Here is a 25,968-nt window from a genome sequence, read left to right as displayed (position 1 = left end):
CATGAAGGAACTACTGAAAAGGTTCGCCACGGAATATGCCATTGCGGAAGAGAAGCTCGATGGAAGGGAAGACGACCAGAGTAGCATTCATTATCCTGCTGTGTTTGTATTCATTGGCGATAAAGTATCAGATGCGATTGAACCGATCATGGAGATTCATGATAAGAAATGGGACAATAGTGCCGGAGTGATGTACGTTCACGTGGCTTCTGAAGGTGGGGCAGGGAATGATCATTCCCTGAAGCCAACGGATGGTCATTCAACGAATCATTCGGGTGTTCAATCTAGCATGGATCGTGACGACAAGTCGACGACGCAATCCCGTCTTACTCGGTTCGAACTACCTCGTCCGACAGAGGGCAGCGGAAACACGGGAGTAGGTATAGGTGAAAGCGCAGATACAAGTACAAGTACAAGTACAAGTACAAGTACAAGTACAAGTACAAGTACAAGTACAAGTACAGGCGTAAACACAAATGGTGCCAAGAGCCTGCGTAAAGATCTTTATACTAGCTTTTATGAGAATGAGCGCCATTTATTCGAGCTGAATCGTGCTCTGCGGCAAGTGAGTCATAACATATCGGATTTCGGTAGAATGTATTCCTCATTCGACCGAATCCATCTTACTTTCATTACGCGGGTCGATGACCCGCTTAATGTATTCTTACCGGAAATATCACTCCTAGCCAAATCCATCTTTAGCCAGTCTTTTAAGTCTGTGCAGATGGATTTGTATGGGTTAATCAGTGAGAAGGAAGTAGAAGCCTTCGGACATAGTCATTCTGTCGGGGTAGCGTTTCTTCGTGAACTGGAATACATGCAACAAAGCGATTATACGTTCTCGGCGAATCTTCATGTGACGGAGGATGGGATATCGATTCCTGTAACCCATGCACCGTCGCCACTTTTTGAACTGGCATATTTATTGTCGGATAAGAACGAACGTGGGATTTCCTTGTTCGATAATATGCAGGACAACTACGAGATTATCTGTCACGTTAATCTATTGAAGAACCGTAAGCGGAAAGATGTTCAGCAGCAATCGAGTAATCGGAACTACAATAATATGTCTTTCAAAAGTAACATCAAGTCGGAGTCGGGTCGGGAAGGGTTCGTATCTGCGGGATTCTCCAAAGTAAAACGGCCCAATCAGTCGATTGCGCTGGCGGTACTATACCACTTCTATAGACAGATGATTACTCGCATGAAGAATGGCGTACAGTTAACGAACAAAGGCAAACTAGCATTCTTCGGTATCGATCCGCAAGCGATCTCCAATCGGGTGAAAGCTCTGATGCCGGATGAAGATAAGATTGAAGAAATGACTGGTATAATGATGCATCAGACGAGCTTCAATGCATTGAAGCGTCTGACACTTCATGAAGCAGAGCATGAAGTGTATGGAGACGGATGCGAGACGTATTTCCGTAATAATTATGTGACAGAAATTCAAGCACGCTTAGACGATATCAAGATAGGCGATGAATTGTCGCTGAGCGTTAAGAAGCAGATGAATGAACGTCCAGAGATTGGGTTCTTCCAAGTCGCCGAATGGAGCGATGAGTTAGATCAATCGGGTAGTGTGATGAGTGATTTACGAAGTACCATTCGTGAGACTTCGAATGAACTTGAATCAGCGAAAGCTGAGCTTGCGCAATGTTACCTTAGCATTGTGGAGGAACAATCCTTCTCTCGTCTTCCTCTGATGGATAAGCATAATCTACGTAGTTTCATCCGTTATTTACTTGATACCGTATATCGGAGAAAACGTCATATTCTACAACTTGAAACAGAGCTTAAGCTTCATCAGCGTGTGGAAGCCGAGTTAAGTCATATGCATAAACATTATAGACAACAAGCGGAACAAATGGAGAGATTAGAAGAAACGCTACGTGTGGCAGCTCTGGAAAGTATCCGTACAGCAGATGATTATATCGGACAAAATATTATGGAATATTACGAAGTCGTGACCGAGGATGTTGTGCGTGACATTGAGGCCAAGCGAGGGACTTCCGTCTTCTTCGAAGACCGATACCTTGGGAGCATAACAGGACTTTTAGATGTAGGAATGGATCATTTGGTGGAGAGACTCATCCACATCTGTCGTAATAACATTCTAACAGCTGAGCCATTTGCCCAGACGTTCGAAGAGGAATTACTACGCCGCGCGAATGTTACAATCGATTATAGTAACAAACAAGTCTTATCGAAAGATGATTTGTTTAAGAAACTGTATCGAACGTTGGAAGATCATGCGGCAATTAACGTTCGGTTGTTGGATTACACGCAGGAACATCGCTACGAGGAGAAATATTTCTTTGGGGACGCAGAGAGTGAATTCATTCGCTACTCCCTTGGTGCAGACGAGACATCACGAATCTACAAACTGGGTTATGTTCATGAGAAACGAAGTAGCGGCGTAGAGAAGCTGAATTTAATGGGTGGATTCCATATCGAAGACCTGATGTACTATCGAAATGGTAAAATGTATTATGAGACTTACCTGAAGAATGGGTATGAGTTCCATGGTCTAGATCCGAGCCTATTATCCGAGCTTCGCTAATAAGACGCACGTTAATCCATTTTAGAGGGGATGTTTAAAGATGCAACGCAAAATAAATCTACTAATGCTGTTGTTCAGCGTTATTGGTGGTGCCATTGGTTGTGTAATTGGAGAGGTAATCTTGAACCGCCTATACGGAGATTGGCCGACGATTGTGGTCATAGGGTTATATTGTGGGGTAGTCGCGTTATCTATCGCTATCATGTGTCTGATTGCTGAGATGATTGATCCTCGGTTGAATGGTCCATCATGGAGACAACGTTATGTAGGAACATCATGGAAGTTACTAGTTCCTGCTTCGTTAGTTATGGTATTCATGGTTGGTCTGATACTTGAACTACTATACGGGCTAAATATAGGTACTGTAAAGCCAGTCAAGGATATTGTATTCGTCATCGATAATTCCGGAAGTATGCGGGAGACCGATCCGAACAACGGACGTTATGAAGCAGCTAAAAGCCTTGTTGGACAAATGGATAAGGATAAGCGAGTGGCGGTCATTGAGTTCAGTACTGAAGCGAAATTGATTCAACCTTTTGTTACGGTAAAAGACGCCGCTACGAAAGACGAAGTGTATGCTACCATTGATAGGCTTCAGGCGACTGATGGTGGAACAGATATTGCACTCGCGCTCAAGGAATCCATGCAACATATCAACGATCAACAACTAGGTAATCGAGGGACGATGGTTATTCTGCTCTCTGATGGATTTAGTGACATGGATTTGAATACCGTGTTAGCAGACTATGAGCAACAGGGTATCGTCATTAATACGGTAGGCATGAGTGCCGTCAGCTCGGATGGTTCGAGATTACTTAATGATATTGCTAATCGAACGAACGGAGAGTTTATCGATGTAGACAATGTAGATAATCTTTCATTAGCTTTTCAACAAATATATGACAGAATCGGAAATCGGACGCTTCTAACAGAACGAACTGGACCGATGCATGATAGCACTTACTATTCGGTGTTCCGCATTATTGCAATCATGGCTATAGGCGCAGCGATTGGTTTGGCACTTGGATTAGTATTTGATAACCGCCATCTTGCACGGAGCTTTGGTATTGGTGGAAGCGTGGCTGGGTTAATCTCAGGGTTAGTGCTAGAATTTGGTCTAACAGGACATTCGATGAGCGATAGTATGATTCGCTTGTTAGCTTGTCTAATATTAGCGGGTATTATAGCAGCCTTCACATTAATTGTGCCGATTAAAGAGAATGGTCGTATACAAGAAGGTAGACATAGACCAGGACACGCAGGTGTCATTACAGAAGGATATGAACGAAAAAAAGGTAGTAGTAAGGGATTTTAGTCGTAGGGGGCGAGTGAAGTATGCAATACATGCATGCGGACTTAGACACGCCAGTCATACGTGAGCTGGTACATCAAGTGGACGAAGATCGTTGTATTCTACGTTGGCATTGGCCCGAGGGTATTCAGGCCGTCTACATACATCGTGCTGCAGCGGACGAATCAATGCTAGAGGATCAACCAGCAATCCATAGCCTAAGGTTATATACCCGAGATGAGTATAAGGCTAATAAAGGGTATCACGAACGGATGCAGGGTATTGGTGGATGGGTGTATACAGTGTTTGCTTGTTGGATCGATGGTGGCGAACCCATGCTCATTCTTCAAGATGATGGACAGAACCGTAAAGTTGTAAGCACAGGCAAATCACAGATTAAATACGGCATTAAGCAGAAACATGGTTTATTTCAAAAGAATAAAACGATCCAAATGCGGGTGACGACAGAAGTCCCCATCGCCAAAGACGTTCTATGCTACGTTAGGAAACACGGCAGCAATCCAACCCATAAGACAGATGGCACCGTGTATCCTTTCGTTCAGCATTTCAACCCGGGCAGAACCATCCTGCCCGCCATCGAGGTAGGCAAAAACGATTTCGTCCGTATATTCTTCACCGACGGCCCGAAATACGGCCAGTTGTACGAGTTGATGCCGGAGTGAGCAGTAATTGAGTAATCGAAGTTGGCGGAATCAGCGAAGTAGCAAAGTAATTGGAGTAACCGAAGAGGCAGAATTAGCGAAGTATGAAGGTAAAGGCTTTAAAGGATATTGACGACGTAAGTTTTGAGAAAGAGTACTTCCTGAGAATGATAGCTAATGCTGAGACGCAGCGAAGGGGACGGAATTATTCTGTAGAAGCGTAAGCGGTCGCCTACAAGTTTTCCGTAGGAAAACTACTTCGAAAGCATATGCTTGACTTCGGATTTCTACCGCCATAGGCGGTATATAATCAGGAAATCCGAGGTCAACAGCGATCGAAGAACAATCCGTACCCGTAGCGTCCACCATCCACCACTATTCTTAAGCATCTTTCCGTAAAACTTTAAGGAGGAAACATATGGGGATTTTCGATATATTCAAAAAGAAACCACAAGCGGAACCCAAGCCGCTGTTCTATGATATTGTGTGTCCGTTCTGTTTCGAGAAATTCACGCCTGAAGCGGTCGTGTTCCGCGCCGCACATCATCGTGAAGATGATGAGAACTACGCGCTAGGCGAAGATAATGAGCTGAACAGATACCGTGAGCGCTTCGGTCTTGATACGGTAGATGACATTGAAGCGATCATCCACCCTACGGATATTCCAGAAGAGCATCGGATTTATTCGGATCACGTGCTGATCGGGCTGAACGACCGCTATGGTGTGCTTACCCGCAGAAGACTATGCCCGAAATGTCATAATGAGTTGCCAGTTACTTCTGGTAAAGTGCCGAGCAACATTATCTCGATCGTCGGTGCATCTCAAGTAGGTAAGTCAGTGTATATGACATCCTTAATCCATACGCTACAGAATACGACAGCGGACAATTTCGATGCGGCTTGTATGCCATTGAATGCGGAGATCAGTCGTAAGTTCCGTACGATGTACGAAGAACCATTGTTCGAACGTGGGGATCTGCTAGCTTCTACGCAGAAAGAGAAGATGCAAGAGCCTTTTATTTTCCAATTCGTATTCAAGGATGAGAGTAAGCCACCGCTTACGCTTGTGTTCTTCGATGTCGCGGGCGAAGGTATGGTCGATCAGGATTATCTAGGTCTGCATGGACAGCATATCAAGAATTCAGCGGGTATCCTATTCATGGTCGATCCGCTGCAAATCCGCTCGATTCGTGAGAAGATTAAGATTAAATTCGGGGATACTGAAGGCGGATGGGTGTCGCAATATGATGAACCACGCGATGTGGTACTCACCATGTTCGGTGACTTCATTGCCTATGAAGATAAAGGGAAAACGGATATTCCGACTGCTGTCGTGCTGACGAAGAGCGATATGCTTCATTCGTTGAAAGATGAAGAGGGCGAATATATTAAGTCTAATAGTAATATTTTTAATAATATGGTGCATCGCAAGACGCTTAACTTAACTGAATTCGAGAATATTGACGGGGAAATTCGCCATTTCATTGAGAAGGTGGATCGCCCGTTCAAAGGAACAATGGATGTGTACTTCGCCAATACAGCTTATTTCGCGGTGTCGGCACTAGGAAGTAATCCCGTAGACCAGAAGTTACAAGGCGTAGCAAGCCCAATTCGGGTGGATGAACCGTTCATTTGGCTACTGTATCAACTAATGTATATCGAGGGGAGCGAGGAATAGTGGAGAACACGACTCCCCAACCCATTCAGCAGCAACTATATACACGGGAGCGGCGCGGGATTTTCAGGTCAACAGAAGGTTTCGATACGATCGGAAGATCGAAAGGGTTAGATCATTCTTTTATCAAAAAAACGCTCCATCCGTTCTGCGCATACGATGCACCAGCTGAATTGTTAGCACGCGGTGAGAAAGATACGGCTGTGTACCCAGATGCGCTGCATCTCTATCATACGGATAACGATCAGACGGTCATTGGGCGTAGTGTGTATCAATCGGCGGATTTCACGGGACTTCGGAGTGCTTTTTTTACACATAACTATGTTATTCCTAGAGAGCGTTCCGAAGATGTTGTTACGGATTATGCGGCATGGCTTCATGCAGATTTCGTTGAGACATATGATATTGAGCAAGGCGTGGATCTACCTGAACTGAATACAGTGCCTACCAAGGGTGTTACAAGACCAATAGATTCGGCTAGCGTTCTGGCAAGTCTGAATATAGATGAGAAGATGTTCAAGCAACTGTTATTCGCGGTGATGACCGCAACGACAGTGAAGAAAAAGGTATATATCGCGCTTGATGTACCTGCGGAACAGATATCGACCTATGCGAAGCAATTGCTTGAAGTCTTGTATGGCAGTATGCCGTATGCTTTCCGCAAGTTACTTGGGTTCTTAACCTATGCGAATGAGCCTCAGAGTAAAAAAGGGATTCATGTCATGTTCGTCGAGAGAGGTAGTCTTCGTCCAGGGGATCGCAATGTGGAGAAGGATTTTGCATTCGATCTTGTAGCGAAGCGGGTTGCGAATGTAGATGTTGATCCTTCGAAACAACCCTATTTAGATTTCGCTTGGAGTAATCTAGGGCGTCCAGATCGCGCAGAACATTTCTATCAGTTCGCTGAGGAGATGCTAGCAGATATGGATATGATGCGTAGAACATCGGTGTCTAGCTACAATGAACTGTCTGTCTTTTATCAGATTGAAGAAGGTAACGAAACGTTGTTTGATGACAATAAAACCACAGTGCTGCGGGGCATATTGGATTACATGACAACACCGGAAGCGATATCGAGTAAAGTACGGTTGAATGATATTTTCCTCGCTCGGTTTGATCAGGAGTTCGATCTTATTAAGCAGGGACAAATACCGGAGCTTGCGATCGTAGAAGTCTTCAAGGATTATTACCGTATCTGTGGCAAGAGTAATGAGGGCAAAATTGTTACCTATCTCATGGTAGCGATAAGTCACGCTTTATCTGCGAAACGCAAAGAGGTTGTTGCTTCTTTCTATAAAGTGATAGAGAGTAATCCAAGACTCAGTAAAGCATTCTTCGACATGGTCTTGAGTAGTGGCTTCGCGAAGCAACTTTTTGAACCATATATTCTAGAGAAGTTTACTGTAGCGCCTAAATCGAAGGATGTCATGCAACTAGTTGGGGTATGGGGTAAGAGTCATCCGAGTGTGACTCGCGATGCTTATTTTGTAGATTTGGCGAAGGCTCAACTATTGGCGAAGCTCCGTAAGGAGTCTGATCCAGTACATGCTGTGAACACGCTGTTGGAACAACAAGTGAAGCTTGAGCGGGATTGGGAGATGAAGCAGCCCGGAGCGGGTGCGACGATGCCTGATTTTGCACTTATGGATCAACTTGCCTATGCGGCGAACCTCTTTTTGCTAACGGAAATAGATTTGGACAAGCTGACGAAAGATCAGTTATTAAATATCCAATTTCTTAAAGAACGCAAAGAAGTGAAGTTGTGGGCGTCGAAATTCGATGCGCGTATCAAGTCACAAGCTGCTGTGATGTTGTCGGCATATGCTTGGTTTAGCGATGTTCAACCTGACGAGAACTTGTTCAACGGACTAAGCCCAATGGAGCTAGATCGTGTACAACAGCTGGGTTGCCAATGGTTGCAGGAGTATATTGAACCTGAGCAATTCAGCCGATTGGCGCTCGCCTTCTATCAAGGTGGACAAGCTGGAATTAATTACTCGGGACTGTTGAATTTCGTGCGAAGACATGCCAAGGATCAAGAAGTCATCTATCAATTCATTCAATGGTCTGCTGGACAGCAAATGTTCGCAGGCGAACGAGGTCTTGTTCCCGCGTATGCTGCAGCAATTATCTCTTATTTCAAAAATCATGATAGAGATGCCTTTAAGAAAAAAGATCTGGTGAAGAAATACTTCCACGCTGCCAAACCTAAACTTAAACCTGTATATACTAAAGTTGAGACAGAACTATCTACGCCTTTCGTTAAATTCATTCGTCGTAATCGTAGACAACTGATGCGCACAATCGTATTTGCAGGATTCTTCCTTGTGGTCGTAGTCGGAGGACTGTTCGGGCTCCAAGCCATGGGTGTATTCGATAAAGAACCAGAGAAGATTGTTGCTGAGAATCCGATTCCTCCTGTGGTAGTAACACCTGAAGTCATCACGGATGAGATCGTGGTGTATGCAGAACCAGTAACATCAGCGGAGGGTAAAGTAGAAGGTAGTAAGCTTGTCTTTCTGATGAGGGACGCGGGCACTTGTAAGGCGTTCGATGCTAGCAGTATTACGCTTGGATCAACGGCTGGTGATGAACCGATAAATCTGACAGGACTCAAACCTGAGGTGCAGTGTGAAGCTGTGGTAGCGCCTGATACGGATGGTAAGAGTAAAGGTAAGACGGATAGTAGCGATGTATCTGGTGAAGGATCGACAACGCCTGAGGGATCAGATCCGAGTAGACAAGATGAGACAGCAGGTAGTGGATCTGGAGATACAAGTAAGGAAGACCAGTTAGAGGCTAATGGTTCTGAAGATAGTGTTAAGACAGATGAAGTAGCGGGTACAGAAACCGAAGATACCAGTAAGAAGGATGGGACTGCGGCTAAGGGTACGGAATCTGATCCGACAAGTAAGGAAGTTGGTAAGACCGACGATGTGAAGGGTACGGAAGGTACTTCGAACGCTGTAGACGGAACAACGGGAGCGGGGACACCAACACCTACTAAGCCTATTCTAAATCTAGCGGATTATAAGAACTCGATTACCGTGGTTTTATCGGATCTTATGATGGACACGTTGGATGATAGAGTTATTATGGTCGGTACACAATCGATCAGACTGATCGAGAAACCTACGTTGTAGGGAGAGTGTGTCTGTTAATGGATGGAATAGTAGTAGATATGGACTTGGAAAGACATCGTCGACGTTTGCTTGGGCTTAGCGTAGGTCAGACAACAGAGAGGAAGTATGGACATGGAGAAGGCAACATTCGCTGGCGGATGCTTTTGGTGTATGGTCACACCTTTTGAAGAACAGCCTGGTATTCACGGCATCGTATCGGGATTTATCGGGGGAACAACAGTGAACCCAACCTATGAAGAGATCAAGACAGGAACGACGGGTCATTATGAAGCAGTACAGATTACATTTGATCCGACCATTTTCCCATATGAGAAGCTACTTGAACTCTACTGGCCACAAATCGATCCGACGGATGCAGATGGACAGTTCCAGGATAGAGGACCGCAGTATCGGACAGCGATTTTCTATCATAATGAAGCGCAACTTGCAGCCGCACTTGTTTCTAAGGAGCAGGTAGCTGCAAGTGGTAGGTTTACTGATCCGATTGTGACTGAGATTATTCCCGCGGTGACTTTCTATGAAGCAGAGGAATATCATCAGGACTATCACCATAAGAACCCGAAGCACTATAAGGAAGATCGTGAGCAGTCGGGGAGAGATCCTTTTATTGCCGAGCATTGGGGAGAGTAAGCTTGAGTTGTTTTCAAAGAGACTAGTAAATAAGAAGAAATGAAATCGTTGGGCTTGCGGAAGTACCGGAAGACAGATTGCTCTAGTGAGCGGTCTGTCTTTTTTGTCTATATTTGGGGATATGGATAGTGGAGGAGAATATGATGACAGCGAATTATACTTACCAAGTCAATACGTTGTGCTGGGCTATGCAGAGAATGGTGATGTGATTGTAGAATCTCCGTATATCGAAAAGTGGATTGGGGCGATTAGAAGTGTTCTAGATCGAAGATGGCATGCAACAAAGTATTGGTTAATTCCAGCGCAGATGTCAGCCATCCTACCGCTAAGGAGCTAAGGATGGCTTGAATGCCATCCTTATTTCATTGTAGATATTTTTTATGAAGTTGCCTCTTTTAAAGTCAAGCAAGCCATTCTTAATAAAAAACAATTCCTAAAATAAGTTTTTGATACATTTTAGGGATTTGGATTTTTTTATAGAAGGACATGTCGATAATTTAGAGATATTTCAAATTTGTGTTGTTCTCGTTCTCCTTTACAAAGGCTATGATCAATAGTACATAAAACGATAAATAACTGTTCTAGGCAAGTATGAGCTGAACGCGACCAGTTACAGTGGTTATAATTTGAGCAGGACAAATAGGTGCAGAGCTTACATCAAAATAAGAGAGGTGTTTTCGTTTGCAGGATAATCTTTTTCGACTAACTACTGAGCAAGTTAATCAGAATTCTAAACATATTGATGAACAAGATGCAATGGGTATCGTCAAAATCATGAACAAGGAAGATGAGAATACCGTAGAGGCTGTTAGACGGCAATTACCACAAATTGCATTGGCAATTGATGCGATAGTTGAAAGGCTATCTGACGGAGGACGAATGTTTTATGTTGGTGCAGGCACGAGCGGTCGTCTTGGTGTTTTGGATGCATCGGAATGTGTACCAACTTTTGGGGTGCCGGCTGAAATGGTACAAGGAATTATGGCAGGAGGAGAACAAGCATTGCATTCATCTCTTCTTGATGGACTTGAAGATGATTTTGATTTGGGACAAAATTCTGTTTCAGATTACAAAATGACTGAGAAAGACGTTGTAGTAGGTATAACAGCAAGTGGAAGAACACCATTTGTTTTGGGTGCATTACAGAAAGCCCAAGAGAACAATATTTTTACAATAGGGTTGTGTAACAATGACGAACCTAGCATGAAATCTTATTGCAATATTGTTATCGCACCGGTTGTAGGTCCTGAAGTTATTGTGGGTTCTACTCGATTGAAATCCGGAACATCACAGAAAATGGTTTTAAATATGCTATCAACAGGAAGCATGATCAAGCTTGGCAAGGTGTATGACAATTATATGGTTGATGTAGTGCCAAATAACGAGAAATTGATTGTACGTGCCGTTCGAATCGTAAAGGAAATCACAGGGATTGATACGGTATCTGCAACAAAGTATCTTGAACTTTCAGGTATGAATGCGAAAGTTGCAATTATAATGATTTTAACTGAATCGTCGAAAGAAGAGGCGGAAGAACTGCTTACTAAGTCTAATGGCTTCATTGCAAAAGCCATTAAACTAAGAGTGAATTAAATGGATTATATAGTTGGCATTGATAGTGGAGGAACCAAAACTCATATTAAAATTGCTTCGATGGAACAACAGATAGTATATGAAAATTTCGGTTCTTCCGGAAATATATATTCAAATTCAGTTGAAACCCTAACGCAGAATTTCAGAGACTTGATTTTTTCTGGTATAGATTCATTGAGGTTCTCAGTCAAAGATTGTCAAGGCATAGCAATCGGATCTGCAGGTATTCGTCAACAAAATGATGGACAGCTTTTAAAAGATATTCTAACTTCATTTGGTTTTTTCTGTAAAATTACTATTACAGACGATGCACATATTGCATTGTGTGGCGGTTTGGGAAAAACAGAAGGGATTGTGCTAATCTCAGGAACCGGTTCAATTTGTTATGGCAGAAATTCAGTTGGTGAAACGATGATATGTGGTGGTTATGGACATTTGTTGAGCGACGAAGGTTCTGCTTATCATATTGCTATGCAGGCGATGCGCTCCATTTTGCAAAGTATAGATTTTCGGCTACCATTTACGACATTGACACAGTATTTTTGTGAAGAACTTCAATTAAGCGACCCCATTGAACTAATTCATTTTGTTAAAGATACAGTTGAAAAAGAAAAAATAGCAGCACTATCTCGAATTGTAGATAAAGTGGCCTTGAATGGCGATGAACTTGCAATTGCAATTTTAGAAAACTCGGCAACTGACTTGTTTACGATGATAAAAATAGTGTTTCAAAAATTGTTTGCAGATAAAGAGACGAATCTATTGCTTACGGGTTCTACGATAGAACATTGTATTATATTGAAAAACAAGTTGTATAGCTTAATTGAAAAAGAGCTACCTAATATTACAGTTTGTAAAAAATCACATGATGCAGCATATGGTGCTGTTTTGATTGCCTTAAAAAATAGTTTTCATCAAATGGATAGTAAGGACACCCACTAAAAAAATGGATCCTACGACGCTCTGGCCGGCCAATCACAAAATGGTGACTGTAAAAACTAGAATTTGGGCTCAGAAGACAACTTCGTTCAGCTTGCGTGCATCAGGATCAGGTAAAAGGTAAAGGGCGTGTCTACACGATTACTTATACCTCCACAGACCATGCCGGCAACCAGACGGTGGCGACAACCACCGTAACCGTACCGGGCATGATCAATCGGAAGGTTCCTCGACGAGAGGGGCTTTTTTGTTGCATATTCACATATCTCATTATGATGTTTAACAATGTACATCAAAGAGACTCTGTTGGCGTAGATCTCCATCTGTGAGGTATTTGGAATGGGATGATAAATTTATGGTAATCATTCTTCACGATTTTTTAAAATCGTTAACTTGTATTCCGATAATGAGACGCCAAAATACTTTTTAAACGTCGTATAGAAATAATTCGACTTCTCAATTCCACATAGATCGAGAATATCGTTGATTGGCATATTATTTTGTTCCAAATAATACTTTAGATTCTCCATACGAATCAATGTGATATATTCTGCTACAGATTTACCTGTCGAGTTTTTAAATATCTTCCCCAAGTATACCGATGATAACGAAAGCATTTCTGCACAGCTATTTAGGGATAGATTTTTATCACGATAGTTTTCCTGGATATATTCAATCGTGCGCGTTACGATTTCAGTCTTCTTGCGATCCTTTGAACTATTCTTTATCTCAATCACCTTATCAATCATCTCAAAGAACGCTTCCTGCATCTCATCAAGCGTTTCTAATCCAGTAACTTTATGAAGTATTTGAATCGTCATATCATTAAATTGGGAAGGGGCGTCAGCCACGATCTGATTTAATGAATTGAAGATCGACGAGAACAGGTAAATCACGGAAGTTAGAATGTTATCAGTGTTAGTGCATTCGATCTTTTTAATGATTTCCCTGTATGTATCCTTCGCCTCGTTACCATGTCCAAGCATAAGTTCATTGATTAGTTGTTTTTCCTTAGATGTCGGGAACTTAAAGTTGCTGCCACTTTCGACATCTTGCAAAATGCTCGGTGTAATAATACTGGAATGACCATACTTAATCCGATACATGGACAGGTGAAGTGTTTTGGTGTAGACCGACTTCAATTGTTCAGGCGTTTCGATTTTATATCCAAGCGTGCCTGTTACCGAGAGCTTCAAGCTCTGCTTGATATAATTCTGAATTTGAGCTACAAGCGTATGGAACGAAGCGTACAACTCATCCATATTTCCTTCAAAAGAATTGATGTCTGCCAAGATCACCAGTTGATCAGGAGCGGTGTCGATCGTTTCGTTATTAAAATACTTAGCTGTAATTTCTTTGGCAATATTCGCAATGGCATATTTATATAAGGATCTGTCCGTTTCACTGAACTTCTCAATAAAATCGCGATAATAATCCAACTTTAACACATACATAAACAACTCATGATTGAAATTCAGATCTAGATCAAACTCTTTCCTGTCCGCTGGAAGCTGTCCTTGAGGAGGAGAGACCTGACCATTTAATACATTTTTTAAATATTCATTCTTCAAGAGGAGCGCATTATTTCTCTTCATGTTCTCCAAATCTACGGTTTTATCTAGAATGCCTTTGAAAGCATTCTTGATAAAAGCCATTTCATCCATTCCCTTATCGGACCTCGTATCAGGATTCAGCTTTTGTTTGATGTCATTCGTAAGCGCACCGATCGGTCGATACAACTTTTTAGAAGCCAGATAGGCATAAAACAGACCAAGTAAGAGGACAACCATGCAAAACACAATCGTAATCGTTCCATTCCTTTGGATCGGTGCAAAGACGGATTTGTATGGTGTCATACTTATAAACGTCCACCCTAACTCTTCCGAGAGCACATATGAAATAAAGTATTTCTTGCCATCAAGATTTTCGATAAACGTTCCGGACGAGCTGGTAGAGGAACTGATTTTTTGGAAATAGCCTTGATCTGCAATGTTCTTCAGAAATTGATCGGGGGAAGAGTGGTTCACGATGACACCGCTTTCATTTGCTACCAAAAACTCACTGCCGTCGTTATCCATCTTGTCGATCGATGAAATCATCGTTCTCAGCCAGTCAGCATCAACGTTTAGAATAATCGCATTATTGAAATTCTTCCAATTATCATTATTCGTATCAAACAGGACATACGTGTAGACGTTCGAAAATGGCTGATTTGCACCTACAGGGTTAGCTGCTGTTCTTGGAATTGGATAAAGTGTTGGAAAGGAATAGCTTTCTGTTTCATTAAGCATCTGTATGATTTCCTTATCAAAGAAATCGGAACTGTTATAGAAGGTATTTGAAGGCGTCGAGATGAAGGTGTCAATTTTACGATTATAGATGTAGGCAGATTTTATGTAAGTGTTCGGCGAGGAAAGAGAGCTCAGCGTTTGAATTGCCTTACTTGTAATCAAAATATCGTTATGGTTGCTATTGGCGAAGGCGATGATGGAGTTATTTAGAAAGAGTGATTGACAAAACTTATTAGCCAGCGAGTCCATGTATATCGCACTATAACTCGTCTTATGCAATATTTCTGCCTTCAGCTCCTTAAGCATGGTAATCGAAGAAGAACTGTAATTGTAATATAGGATGGATGAAAGAAGCAGGATGAGTGTGGTGATCGTGACGATGAAAGAGATGAAGAGTTTTTTATATATGCTCGAGCTGACTCTGAATACCTCCATGAATTCGAAACCTCTCTTTCTTATTTGTAATACAAGGTTATTACATTTTATAGGATAAATTGCTTAAAAGGAACTAAAAAAACCAACATGTAGGTCTTTTCATTGTTTTTTAAAGATTCAGCATTTATTTAGACCGTTTCAGATTTAAAAATTGGAGTTTTCTTAAAATTTATCGTTTCTTTTTTCGCATTCCAAAAGTAAACTTGGGATACAAAATAGAGCAAAGGAGAACAGAAATGGAAACGATAACTATCAAACCCAAAACCAAAAAAGTTCGTCGTCGCGTGCCCTTTTTCAGTGAAATCATTAAGAACAAAACATTCTATGCGATGATGCTTCCTGGCCTTCTCTTCATTATCGTCATTTATTACCTGCCCATGATGGGGGTTGTAATCGCTTTCCAGCAGTACAATCCTTTTAAGGGCATCCTTGGGAGTCCATGGGTCGGTTTCAAAAACTTCGAGTTTCTATTTAAATCGGATGCTCTGTTCCAAATCACCTTTAATACGATATTCTATAATGTGATTTTTTTGATTCTAGGAATAGGGCTTGCTCTTGTATTTGCTATTCTCATTGATTCGAATGGCAATCGTTTTCTTTCCGGCGCCTACAAAAGCATATTACTGCTTCCTTATTTATTATCATGGGTGGTTGCAGAATATTTGCTCTTTTCTTTCCTAAGCGTTGACCGGGGGATACTGAATCAAATGCTTCATTTTTTTGGAATTGAGCCTATTTCTTGGTACTCGGAACCGATCTACTGGAGGTTTATTTTACCGGCAGCGTATGTGTGGAAGAATGTAGGATACTTTGCTGTTATCTTTGCGGCAGGCATCTCAGGGATATCGACCGAGTACTATGAAGCTGCCAAAATGGACGGCGCGAATAAATTTCAGCAAGCCATTAAAATTACGATTCCGATGCTTATGCCCATCACCATCATTTTGATCCTATTACAGGTAGGAAAAATATTCTATGCCGCATTCGGAGATTGGGGCATGTTTTATAATCTGCCAAAAGATTCGGGCATATTGTTCAGCGCTACCAATGTTATTGACACCTATGTATACCGTTCATTAAAAGTCATGGGCGATTTCGGGATGTCATCAGCTGTTGGTCTATATCAGTCAGTGGTCGGATTTGTTCTTGTTCTAATAAGCAACTTCTTCATCCGGCGTTACGACAAAGACAGTGCATTGTTCTAGGAGGATAACATGATGAATCGACTTTCATTATCTAATTTTTTTGTAAATCTCATCTTTATCGTATATTCCGTCATATGCGTAGTCCCGCTGCTTATCTTACTTTCTGTCTCATTTACAAATGAGCAGTCTGTCTTCCAGAGCGGGTATAGCTTGATCCCACAGGATTTCAGTCTCGACGCATATAAGTATATTTTGATGGGGAATTCCCCGATCATTCGAGCCTATGGCATTACTATTTTTGTAACTTTGGTAGGTACGTTATTTCACCTTGTAATTTCTTCTATGTTTGCCTACAGTCTCTCTAGGCCTGAAGTGAAATACAGAAATATCGTTTCTTTTCTGGTGATATTCTGTTTGCTATTCAGTGGTGGATTAGTGCCGTGGTATATTTTACTGTCGAAGGTGCTTCATCTTAAAGATACGATCTTCGTTCTGATCGTTCCTTATCTGGTGTCATCGGTGAATGTAATGATTTTGCGTAACTTTTTCAGAACGATCCCGGAGTCGATCATCGAATCTGCGAGAATCGACGGATCCGGTGAATTCAATACTTTCTTAAAATTAGTCATTCCTTTATCCACGCCAGTGCTTGCAACAGTAGGGCTCTTCGTCGCTGTGTTCTACTGGAACGATTGGTTTACAGCAGCTCTCTTAATTGAGAATAGCAAGTTATATACACTCCAGTTTCTCCTACAATCCATCATGAATAACATCGCATTCTTACAAGGAAACTCCTTAACTGTTAAGGCAGCGGCGATGCAACCGGATGAAACGGCACGGATGGCAACATGTGTATTAGCCGTCGGTCCTATTGTAATCACGTATCCTTTCTTACAGAAGTATTTTGTCAAAGGACTTACGTTAGGCGCTGTAAAAGCGTAAATTTTGGCTTAACTGGGGGTATCCCCGTTCAGCATATAAAAAAAATGGAGGTCATTGCAGGATGAAAAAGAGAATAGTATTGAGCCTTATTACCGCATTCACGATTTTGCTCTCGGGGTGCAGTACCGACAAGCCCAACAGTGCTTCGACAAACGAACCTCAAAAAGAAACCAAGGTGGATCAACCTGAAGGAACAGGCGAAAAAGCATTGGAACCTGTAGAGCTTACGTATTACTTCCCTAACTCACCTCAAAAAGATCTGCAGACCGTAGAGGATGCTGTCAACAAACTGATACAGCCGAAGATTAATGCAACTGTTCGACTTAAGCTGATTGACTGGGGTACGTACGAAGAGAAAATGAAGGTTGTCTTAGGCTCAGGGGAACCATTCGACCTTGCATGGACCTCAACCGGACTGAATAACTATTATCAGAATGTGGCGAACGGATCATTTGCACCACTGAATGAACTCATTGACAAATATGCTCCTGAAACGAAAAAGGGAATTCCGGACATGTTCTTGAACGCCTTGAAGGTTAAAGGGGAAGTCTACGGCATACCAGTCTTCCAGCAATCCACGGCCGGATATGGATTCGAGATTCAAAAATCAGTAGCGGATAAGTATAAGCTTGATTGGAAATCGGTGACGAAATTGTCCGATTTAACGCCTTTCCTTGAAACAGTAAAGAAGAACGAGCCTAACCTTATTCCTTGGGAATATGCTCAGAATCTTGATCCATTCTTAACTGCACCGCCAATGTTTGGCTTGGAAACTCTAGGGGATGCCAAAACTCCAGGAGACCTTTACTTAAATGATGCTACTAAGGTGATTAATCAGTATGAAACTCCGGAATTTAAAGAATACATTACGATGATGAGAGACTGGTATACCAAAGGGTACTTAAGAAAAGAAGCTCCTACGCTGAAAGAAACTACAGCGGATCGCAAGGCAGGGAAGAATGCGCTCACGCTTGGTCAGATTGATATTGACTCACAGGCGTATGAAGCAGCTGGACTTGAATTTACAGGAAGAATGTCTAACTTTAATAAAGATGTCCATTCCTACGATATGCAATTTGTGAAACCGCTATTGACGACGGACAAAGCAGCTGCGACCATCACAGCGATTTCCGCTAATTCTCCAAACAAGGAAAGAGCTATGATGCTCCTGAACCTTTTGAATACAGACAAAGAAATTTACAATACGCTCGTATGGGGTGTTGAAGGAAAGCACTATAAGAAGGTTGCGGACAATCGCATTGAAGGACTCCCTGAGGGAGGCTATCAGATTTTTGCTCCTTGGGAGTTCGGTAACATGACACTCTCATATTTAGCCGATGGGGATCCGATCGGCGGAGAAGTGGACAACAAGTTTATCGATATGTGGGTAGACCTGAACAAGAATGCAATACCATCCAATGCGCTAGGATTCGTATTTGACTTCACGCCAGTGAAGACTGAGAAGGCAAATGTAGATGCTGTTATTGATGAACTATATTATGCGATCTCCAGTGGATCAATAGATCCGGAGAAGTACTTGCCGCAGTTCTTAGATAAACTGAAAAATGCAGGTACCGACACGATTCTTGCGGAAAAACAGAAACAACTCGATGAATGGAAAGCAGCAAACAAATAAGTAAATAAAATAAAACCGTTATGAGTACTTTCTGGGAACTTCAGTGTATTTTTCTAAATATACATTGAAGTTCTTTTTTTCATGAAAGGATTACTTATAGCTGCATAGACAGCAAGAAAAAAGCATCCCATAAAGAGTCCTCAATACGGGATGCGCATGAATGTAATCTTACTTAAAGCAAAGTAATCCATACCAGCAGACTTAAATTCAGCTGCAATCTTCTTAGCCGTGTATGCATTTATGGCCAAGACAGAAGGAGCAGATAGGTATTGATAGTTGTGGAACCTGATTCGTTGGCGGGAAGTGGAAGCCGCTATAGCGTCTACCTCTTTACGCCCCGCCACGCATCCAACTGCTTTTGCACTTCTTTCCTTACTTCGTCGATGCCTGCTTGTTTTAGCTCCTCGTTAAACTTGGAGAGGATCGTGTCAACATCGACAGACCCAGTCATGAGGCTTGGATAGTATTTCTTCCAAATCATCTCGATGTTATCGGGTTGGGCGGTCAACTTGGATAGATCAGGAGTAAAACCGAGCATGGTGGACTTGATTACTTCAGCGTTGTAATTGCGGAACTGATCCCATTTATCGAGGGGATCCGGGTTATCACCGCCCATGGTTTTCAGGATAAACCAGTTACCTTGTGTGTATTGTACTCCTGTATAGCTAGCTGGTGCATCTGGAATCAGGTCGCCGTGGTTATCTTTGCTAGGAATTAGAGCTGCTTGCCCTTGTTCATCCAGCGTGTAGTGCACGCCTTCAATACCGTAATTAAATAAGTTTCGTATTTCAGGGTCGGTATTGAGTAGATTCAGAAACTTGATACACTCAATTGGATGCTTGGTGTTGGCATTAACAGCCATGATTCCTCCACGGACGGATTCCGTGGTGACGACGGTGGGGGTTACGGGATACGATACAACCTTGTAGCCGCGATCCTTACTCCAAGAAGTATCCGGGACTGGGCCACCACCTGAGGACTTCCAGAATACTTTAGCCCCACGCTTAAGTCCTCCAGGCTCCCGTAGAGCTGCGTCCATGTTAATGAAGCCATCCTTGTAATAACTACGTAAAGTGTCTAATACTTGCCGTGCTTCCTTTGTTTCAAAGATATTCACGACCTGGGCGCTTGGGTCCAGTGATTTCACCATCAAGGGAACTTTATTGTTCACAATATATTCGTAGCCATAGAGTGCGAAGAAATTATGTGAATCCCGATCCAATTCCATGGGTATGTATGAAGGCTCTTTCTGTTGAATCATCCGGAGCAACGGGTTGAGCGATTCCAGCGTATTATACTTGGTAATGTCGATATTGTACTTTTCTACTATTGAAGCAGGGTACATCCAATAATCACGCACGGCCAACTCTTTATTGGTTGGTACACCGTAAATGCCTCCATCGTTCATTCGTACCCCTTGCCAAAAGGTTGGGTCAACATTGTCGTACAAATCTTTACCCAGACTTGTAAGGTAATCATCAAGTCTCAGCCATGACCCACGCATAGCGGTGTTTGCATAATTGGGTGCAAAAGCAATGTCGAAAGAGCTTCCTGAGGATATAAGCGTGTTCAGCCGATCTTCATACTCTTGCCAACCTACCTTAATATAGGTGATAGTAACACCAATTTTTCGAGCCATGATTTCATTGATTTTATCGTTTACGAGCTGCAGATCTTTATCGGGCTCTCCAATCGTGTAATAAATTAGATTAACAGGATCACCAACAAATTTAACATTGTCGTTCTGGCTAGACTCCCGGGAACAACCGGTCATATACGCTGTGAGCAGCAGTATAAGACTGATTGTCATGAAGATATATCTGTGTCTAGAGAGCTTTAGCATCGATATATTCTCCTTTCTGCCGAGTTCATTGTTAATTTTTTTCCCGAAGATCAGAGGGGGATTTACCGAAGAAGCTATGAAAGTGTGTATAGAAATAATTGAGATTGTTGTAGCCTACGGATAACGCGATATAAGAAATCTTCTCACGAGTCGATTGAATTCGTTCTTGTGCAAGGAGCATTCGATGAGCCATAAGGTATTCGGAGAATTTCATTTTGGTTTCCTTAAGAAATAATTGTCCAAGGTAGGTACTGTTCATTTGGAAGCGCTCTGCCACAGATTTCAAGGTAATATTCTGAGTAGACTCCGTTTTGATCATCAGTAGGATGCGGTTGACCAGTTTGGATAAGCTGTCATAGCTAACACCCAGTACCGGATCCTTGTTCAAACGCTCACTGCTAATATCACCTATCGTCCCACCCAGATCTTCAACAATAATCTTCTCAATAACTTGCTGTAGCTTTGTGCGTTCTACAGGCTTGAGTAGATAGTCTTTGACACCACAACGAAGGGCTTCTTGGGCATACTTGAATTCACTATAGCCGCTCATAATAACATATTTCGTAGAGATATGGAGCTCGTTGAGTTTGTGGATAGCTTCGTAGCTAAGATTATTGCCAACACAGACATCAAAAATTGCGATATCTGGTAGCAGTTCTACAACCTTGGATATGGCTACCTCCGTAGATTCACAGGTTTCGATCTGACTAAACCCGTATTGTTCCCAGTCCAGGATTCGCTTCATCCCCTCCAAAATCTGAGGTTCGTCATCCATAATCAGCAGTTTGTACATTCTCAGTCACCTCTTTTGAAATCCATACAGTAATTTTTACTCCAGCTTCCTCATTATTCTCAATCTCCATTGAATAGCTGTTTCCGTAGAAGAAATGAAGTCGCGTGTTTACGTTTCGTAAACCGATACTCTTGGATGAAGTATCATCATTGTTGGACAGTGTGCTTCGAACTGTTTTTAAACGCTCTGAATGAATACCACGCCCATTATCCATGAATTCTAATACATAGTGGTCTTCAGCTTCCCAGCCATTAACTACATATAGATTAAACTCATGATTAGCATTAAAGCCATGGATGAAAAAATTCTCAGCCAAAGGCTGCATCCAGAATTTCACGGTAGGGATGGAGAGTAACGTCGGCTCTACATTGACTTGATAATAAAAACGCTCCGGATACTTAAACTCCATAATCTCTAAGTACTTTTGCAGCAATTCTAGCTCACTTGCAATCGAAATGATATTCTCCTTTTTGACAATTTCACGATAGAGAGCCCCTAAGGTAGCAATTGCATCAGCTGTGTCTCTGTCCTGGTTAACAAGAGCAGTGGAGCGGATAACCTCTAACGTATTGTAAAGAAAATGAGGATTAATTTGATTCTGAAGTGCTTTCATTTCGGTTTCTTGCTGTTTCAGCTTAAGCAAATATTCGTTACGTATATGCTTATCTAACTGCTGAATCATATCGTCTAATTCCCTTGCGATCATACCATATTCATTTCGACGATAACGGGCAGGGCGATTAGGTGTGAAATTGGCTGTTTTCACGCGTCCAATCGATTGAATAATGCGGTGCAGGAAGCGGGCGTCATCCCGCATATTGTATACAATGAGCAGTAGTACGCTAATCATGGTCGTTAATATGATCAGAAAGATGGTGAGGAGCATCCTGGCATGCTGACGAATCAGCATAGATAAATCAATGATGCTAACGAATTTGAAATTGAACTTGGTGGATGGAAAGGTTACAAAAAATATAGGCTTAAAAAGACCCTTCGAAATATAACCATGACTACGTCCATTAGCCGTCGCCAGACGGAATAGTTCCTTCGAGTCTTGGTCCTGTCCATTACCGATAAGGTATATGTCACCGGAAGGACTGACTGCAGCAGCCTTACCAAATCGATAATTTTGTATAGATTTAAAGATTTGATCACTGCTAACCAAGAATCGTAGCTCCCCGAGTTCTTGAGATCCCAGTGCTCCATCCGATAGTTTCTTACGATATACGAATCCCTTTAGAATTGTATCGTTAAAAGCTTCATCTGTATTTGGAAGACCGAACATGAAACTTTCAATTCCGTTATCGGTAAAGCGTACAGCATTGCCATACTGATTGGTATGTAGACTAATCTGTGTAATTTCACCTTGCGCCCAGCTGTATAGGTAGGTTTTTATATCTTCTGGAAAAGAGATCAGCGGCTGTGAGAATTGGCTATTATGCAGTCTACTGGTTAAGTAACCTTCAACACTGCTGCTTAGAAAGCTACGAGTATCATCCATCAGACTATGATTGGAGTATATACGCTGCATGTAAGCCTCAATACGGTCAGCATCATACTGCAGCTCATTTTCTACACCAGTGAAAGCATTAGCAGCCTCAATACGGGCATCACCGACCCATTGATTCAGCAACATTGCACAAGTCAGAATACCAAGCGTGAGTCCAATAGTCATAACGAAGACGACATAGGCAATAAACTTGTGACGATAAATTTTGATTTGTAAAAAAGAGCTCATCCGACACCTCAATTACAGTAATTCGCCTTTAAGTAAGCGCTTACCACACTACTTTACCAGATTTATGCAAAGCTTCATAGATAGCAAAAAAAAGCATCCCATATAGAATGTCTCCATAAGGGATGCGCATGAATGTAATTTTACTTGAAGTAATTATTAATTTGCTCTTGAGCGGCCTTCATAATCGTGTCCATACCAGCAGACTTTAATTCGGCTACAATCTTCGGAACCATTTTCTCCGGATCGGATGCGCCTGTAATTACCTCATATTTGTATTTATCCCATACAGCTTGGCAATTCGCCACTTCGGTCTGAAGACTGGCAATGTCCAGTGCGAAACCTAGTGTAGTGGATGATGTCGCTGCATCATTCAGCTTTTTCACCTGTTCCCATTGATCTTCAGGAGCACCTTTTGTAACCGCTAGATTAAAGAAGGTACCTTGTGTGTAGGCAGCCAGCGGCCAAGTATCAGAAGTACGCTCGATTACCTTTTCACCATCGACATTCTTGTAGTCTACGCCTAACTCACCGAATGCGAGCATATTGCGTAGCTTTGGATCTGTGTTGACTAACTCGAGGTATTTCAATGCTTCCTTCTTATATTTCGAATTCGCAGAAATGGCGTTAAGGGAGCCTTGGATTGTACTCGTTGTATAAATAGGTCCAAAGTGCTGGAACATAGTATACTTTTGAACAGCATCATTGATTTGCCAGCTTACTTCTGCACCAGGAAATGCCTGAGCTGAAAAGAATGGTTGGCCTTTGTCTTTCTCGGTTTTAGTCGGAGCATCGGGGTTAATGAGGCCCTCTTTATACCAACCATGAAGGAGTTTTAGATTGTTCAGAATATCAGGCTGCTCGAGTACAGAGACAACAGTACGTGATGTATCGTCAGCTTTTACACCAACTGGAGGGAAGCCTAGTGTTAAATCGTCATATTCGTTAAAGAAACCACTTAAGCCATCACCTTGCGTCATTGGCATTGGGTAGAAGTTCTTGCCTTCAGCCTTCATAGCGTGCAGAGGCTTATCAAGATCCTGCAGTGTTTTGATACTGTTGATATCGATATTGTACTTCTGCACATATTTATCATCGAATACCCAATACTGCGTTAGTGCTGAATCCTTATAGGTCGGAACGGAATAATACTTGCCGTCAATCTTTGTGCCTTCCCATACCTTTTCAGGAATAGTTTTGTATAAGTCAGGGGTTTCACTTTGAACCAGATCAGAGATATCGGCCAGAGCACCCATAGCCACTTGCTTGCTGTATTTACCGCTGTTCGTGAACATAATGTCGAATGGTTCGCCAGTATTCACGATGGTGTTTATTTTTGTGTCCCATTCACCCCAGCTAGCTACCTTGATGTCAATTTTCACACCAATCTTCTCAGCCGTGTATGCATTCATGGCATCAACAGCTTTGCCGAAGTTATTAGGCACTTGGCCACCGATGGTCCACCAGACCAAAGTAGGAATATCCTTACTGGTTGTTGTGGCCTCCTTTGGTGTGTCTGTTGTCGTCGTAGATCCATCTGTTGTAGTGGCAGTCTTCGATCCGCTACAGGCAGTCACCATTAGTGTTAGAGCACAAAGTGTAGAGATGAACTTCCAAGATTTCTTCATTGCATTTCCCCCTTTTTGAAATTACATGATCGTACGATTCATACAGTGATCTATCATAAACCAAGCTTGCTTGGCTTATTTCGTCATTATCCTTTGACAGCGCCGACCGTTAGTCCAGAAATAAAGTACTTCTGGAAGAAAGGGTAGGCGAAAGCCACAGGCAGAACAATGAGAATGGCTACAGCCATGCGGGCAGATTCCTTCGGCATCGTTGCGACGAGTACTGCGTAGCTAACGCCCATACTTGCGGCATTTTTGGCGAGTGCATCTACATTGCTCATTAAGCTGTTAAGTAGTGCTTGCAGAGAATATAGGTTCTGGTTGTCGATATAAAGCATCGATTGGAACCAGTCATTCCAGTAAGCGAAGCAGAGAAACAGTCCAATTGTTGCAATTACCGGCAAGGAGATCGGTAGAATGATTGAGAAAAAGATTCGTAGCTGGCTCGCGCCATCTATTTCAGCAGATTCAATCAGTCCATCGGGAATCGTACTTCTGAAGAAGGTTTTACAAATGATGACGTTGAACGACGAGACAGCCAGCGGTAGAATAAGTGCCCAGATGCTGTCCTTTAGTCCTAATAAATTTGAATTAATGAAGTAACTGGATACCAAACCGCCATTGAATACCATTGGGATGAATACCACCCAGGTCAGAAAGCCCTTCAGCTTGTATGTTGGGCGAGAAATTACATAGCCCATGGAGGTAGTTAGGAATACACCGAGCACAGTACCAACCACTGTAACGAGTGCGGATACGCCGAACGCCCGCAGAATCATCGTTCCCTGCTTGACAATATAGATGTAAGCCTCTCCTGAGTAAGCAATCGGCAATAGATGGTATCCTGTCTCACGTATGGAAGCCTCACTGGAAAATGAAATGGATAGAACAACAATTACAGGTATGACACAGACCAGCGCCAAGAGGATGAAAATCAGGTTGAAAAAGATGTTCACGACGTTGTTTGTACGGTTAAATTTCTCAAGGCCCGAGTCGTAAGTAGTACGCGTTGTCATATTCTTAC

At 42.3% G+C, this 25,968-nt stretch carries 20 protein-coding genes; 13 read left to right on the top strand and 7 right to left on the bottom strand.

Annotated features, from left to right (window positions below; all coding sequences use genetic code 11):
• The first annotated feature begins 1 nt into the window (after position 1).
• The 10 genes from BW961_RS23365 (at position 2) to BW961_RS23325 (ending at position 12,499) form a co-directional block, all read left to right on the top strand.
• Positions 2–2,563: a transcription initiation factor TFIID gene (locus tag BW961_RS23365; protein ID WP_076577003.1), complete on the top strand. Its 2,562-nt coding sequence runs from the start codon at positions 2–4 to the stop codon at positions 2,561–2,563.
• A 40-nt stretch (positions 2,564–2,603) separates the two neighbouring features.
• The gene (locus tag BW961_RS23360; protein ID WP_068592492.1) at positions 2,604–3,878 is read left to right on the top strand and encodes a vWA domain-containing protein; all 1,275 of its coding nucleotides are present in this window, start codon (positions 2,604–2,606) and stop codon (positions 3,876–3,878) included.
• A gap of 20 nt (positions 3,879–3,898) precedes the next feature.
• Positions 3,899–4,537 carry a beta-mannanase gene (locus BW961_RS23355; RefSeq protein WP_068592494.1) on the top strand — a complete coding sequence of 213 codons (639 nt, stop codon included), beginning with the start codon at positions 3,899–3,901 and terminating at the stop codon, positions 4,535–4,537.
• A gap of 397 nt (positions 4,538–4,934) precedes the next feature.
• On the top strand, positions 4,935–6,194 hold the full coding sequence (locus BW961_RS23350) for a TRAFAC clade GTPase domain-containing protein (RefSeq protein WP_068592496.1): 1,260 nt from the start codon (positions 4,935–4,937) through the stop codon (positions 6,192–6,194).
• Entirely contained in the window at positions 6,194–9,334 is a 3,141-nt protein-coding gene (locus tag BW961_RS23345) for a GAP1-N2 domain-containing protein (RefSeq protein WP_068592502.1), read from the top strand. Before BW961_RS23350 ends, BW961_RS23345 begins: the two co-directional genes overlap by 1 nt.
• Positions 9,335–9,351: 17 nt before the next feature.
• A complete protein-coding gene (locus tag BW961_RS30690) occupies positions 9,352–9,501 on the top strand; it encodes a hypothetical protein (protein ID WP_156510180.1) in 150 nt (49 codons plus the stop codon).
• Complete coding sequence (gene msrA / locus BW961_RS23340) at positions 9,446–9,964, top strand: peptide-methionine (S)-S-oxide reductase MsrA (RefSeq protein WP_068592504.1); 519 nt, start codon at positions 9,446–9,448, stop codon at positions 9,962–9,964. Before BW961_RS30690 ends, msrA begins: the two co-directional genes overlap by 56 nt.
• A gap of 103 nt (positions 9,965–10,067) precedes the next feature.
• On the top strand, positions 10,068–10,301 hold the full coding sequence (locus BW961_RS23335) for a hypothetical protein (protein WP_139331729.1): 234 nt from the start codon (positions 10,068–10,070) through the stop codon (positions 10,299–10,301).
• 344 nt (positions 10,302–10,645) lie between these two features.
• Complete coding sequence (gene murQ / locus BW961_RS23330) at positions 10,646–11,557, top strand: N-acetylmuramic acid 6-phosphate etherase (protein WP_068592508.1); 912 nt, start codon at positions 10,646–10,648, stop codon at positions 11,555–11,557.
• Positions 11,558–12,499: a BadF/BadG/BcrA/BcrD ATPase family protein gene (locus BW961_RS23325; RefSeq protein ID WP_068592510.1), complete on the top strand. Its 942-nt coding sequence runs from the start codon at positions 11,558–11,560 to the stop codon at positions 12,497–12,499.
• Between the two features lie 359 nt (positions 12,500–12,858).
• Here the strand turns inward: BW961_RS23325 and BW961_RS23320 are convergent, their stop codons facing one another.
• Positions 12,859–15,222, bottom strand: coding sequence for a helix-turn-helix domain-containing protein (locus BW961_RS23320; protein WP_068592512.1), 2,364 nt, complete (start codon positions 15,220–15,222; stop codon positions 12,859–12,861).
• Between the two features lie 236 nt (positions 15,223–15,458).
• Between BW961_RS23320 and BW961_RS23315 the strand changes: the two genes are divergently transcribed.
• The 3 genes from BW961_RS23315 (at position 15,459) to BW961_RS23305 (ending at position 18,945) form a co-directional block, all read left to right on the top strand.
• Positions 15,459–16,427, top strand: coding sequence for an ABC transporter permease (locus BW961_RS23315; protein WP_068592514.1), 969 nt, complete (start codon positions 15,459–15,461; stop codon positions 16,425–16,427).
• A 9-nt stretch (positions 16,428–16,436) separates the two neighbouring features.
• On the top strand, positions 16,437–17,309 hold the full coding sequence (locus tag BW961_RS23310; RefSeq protein ID WP_244556038.1) for a carbohydrate ABC transporter permease: 873 nt from the start codon (positions 16,437–16,439) through the stop codon (positions 17,307–17,309).
• 61 nt (positions 17,310–17,370) lie between these two features.
• Positions 17,371–18,945: an ABC transporter substrate-binding protein gene (locus BW961_RS23305; protein ID WP_068592517.1), complete on the top strand. Its 1,575-nt coding sequence runs from the start codon at positions 17,371–17,373 to the stop codon at positions 18,943–18,945.
• A 140-nt stretch (positions 18,946–19,085) separates the two neighbouring features.
• Here BW961_RS23305 and BW961_RS30040 read toward each other — a convergent pair whose 3' ends face one another.
• The 6 genes from BW961_RS30040 to BW961_RS23280 all read right to left on the bottom strand — a co-directional run bounded on the left by BW961_RS30040 (position 19,086) and on the right by BW961_RS23280 (position 25,960).
• Positions 19,086–19,289, bottom strand: a complete 204-nt coding sequence (locus BW961_RS30040; protein ID WP_139331728.1) for a hypothetical protein — start codon at positions 19,287–19,289, stop codon at positions 19,086–19,088.
• Positions 19,268–20,788 carry an ABC transporter substrate-binding protein gene (locus tag BW961_RS23300; RefSeq protein ID WP_068592519.1) on the bottom strand — a complete coding sequence of 507 codons (1,521 nt, stop codon included), beginning with the start codon at positions 20,786–20,788 and terminating at the stop codon, positions 19,268–19,270. The genes BW961_RS30040 and BW961_RS23300 overlap by 22 nt, the downstream gene beginning before the upstream one ends.
• Positions 20,789–20,819: 31 nt before the next feature.
• Positions 20,820–21,581, bottom strand: coding sequence for a response regulator transcription factor (locus BW961_RS23295; protein ID WP_068592521.1), 762 nt, complete (start codon positions 21,579–21,581; stop codon positions 20,820–20,822).
• Positions 21,556–23,319, bottom strand: a complete 1,764-nt coding sequence (locus BW961_RS23290; protein WP_068592523.1) for a sensor histidine kinase — start codon at positions 23,317–23,319, stop codon at positions 21,556–21,558. The genes BW961_RS23295 and BW961_RS23290 overlap by 26 nt, the downstream gene beginning before the upstream one ends.
• Before the next feature lie 140 nt (positions 23,320–23,459).
• On the bottom strand, positions 23,460–24,944 hold the full coding sequence (locus BW961_RS23285; protein ID WP_068592524.1) for an ABC transporter substrate-binding protein: 1,485 nt from the start codon (positions 24,942–24,944) through the stop codon (positions 23,460–23,462).
• An 86-nt stretch (positions 24,945–25,030) separates the two neighbouring features.
• Positions 25,031–25,960: a carbohydrate ABC transporter permease gene (locus BW961_RS23280; RefSeq protein ID WP_068592527.1), complete on the bottom strand. Its 930-nt coding sequence runs from the start codon at positions 25,958–25,960 to the stop codon at positions 25,031–25,033.
• Between the last annotated feature and the right edge of the window lie 8 nt (positions 25,961–25,968).

Source organism: Paenibacillus macquariensis (assembly GCF_900156375.1).
Classification (GTDB): domain Bacteria; phylum Bacillota; class Bacilli; order Paenibacillales; family Paenibacillaceae; genus Paenibacillus_AQ; species Paenibacillus_AQ macquariensis.
This window is presented reverse-complemented; position numbering and strand designations above follow the sequence as displayed.

Excerpts from the sequence above, each read along its gene's own strand:
- BW961_RS23305 (WP_068592517.1), top strand. The coding sequence starts at position 17,371 with ATGAAAAAGAGAATAGTATTGAGCCTTATTACCGCATTCACGATTTTG.
- BW961_RS23290 (WP_068592523.1), bottom strand. The coding sequence starts at position 23,319 with ATGAGCTCTTTTTTACAAATCAAAATTTATCGTCACAAGTTTATTGCC.
- BW961_RS23365 (WP_076577003.1), top strand. The coding sequence starts at position 2 with ATGAAGGAACTACTGAAAAGGTTCGCCACGGAATATGCCATTGCGGAA.
- BW961_RS23355 (WP_068592494.1), top strand. The coding sequence starts at position 3,899 with ATGCAATACATGCATGCGGACTTAGACACGCCAGTCATACGTGAGCTG.
- msrA (WP_068592504.1), top strand. The coding sequence starts at position 9,446 with ATGGAGAAGGCAACATTCGCTGGCGGATGCTTTTGGTGTATGGTCACA.
- BW961_RS23295 (WP_068592521.1), bottom strand. The coding sequence starts at position 21,581 with ATGTACAAACTGCTGATTATGGATGACGAACCTCAGATTTTGGAGGGG.
- BW961_RS23325 (WP_068592510.1), top strand. The coding sequence starts at position 11,558 with ATGGATTATATAGTTGGCATTGATAGTGGAGGAACCAAAACTCATATT.
- BW961_RS23310 (WP_244556038.1), top strand. The coding sequence starts at position 16,437 with ATGATGAATCGACTTTCATTATCTAATTTTTTTGTAAATCTCATCTTT.
- BW961_RS23350 (WP_068592496.1), top strand. The coding sequence starts at position 4,935 with ATGGGGATTTTCGATATATTCAAAAAGAAACCACAAGCGGAACCCAAG.
- BW961_RS23280 (WP_068592527.1), bottom strand. The coding sequence starts at position 25,960 with ATGACAACGCGTACTACTTACGACTCGGGCCTTGAGAAATTTAACCGT.
- BW961_RS23315 (WP_068592514.1), top strand. The coding sequence starts at position 15,459 with ATGGAAACGATAACTATCAAACCCAAAACCAAAAAAGTTCGTCGTCGC.
- BW961_RS23360 (WP_068592492.1), top strand. The coding sequence starts at position 2,604 with ATGCAACGCAAAATAAATCTACTAATGCTGTTGTTCAGCGTTATTGGT.
- BW961_RS23300 (WP_068592519.1), bottom strand. The coding sequence starts at position 20,788 with ATGCTAAAGCTCTCTAGACACAGATATATCTTCATGACAATCAGTCTT.
- BW961_RS23320 (WP_068592512.1), bottom strand. The coding sequence starts at position 15,222 with ATGGAGGTATTCAGAGTCAGCTCGAGCATATATAAAAAACTCTTCATC.
- BW961_RS23285 (WP_068592524.1), bottom strand. The coding sequence starts at position 24,944 with ATGAAGAAATCTTGGAAGTTCATCTCTACACTTTGTGCTCTAACACTA.
- BW961_RS30690 (WP_156510180.1), top strand. The coding sequence starts at position 9,352 with ATGGATGGAATAGTAGTAGATATGGACTTGGAAAGACATCGTCGACGT.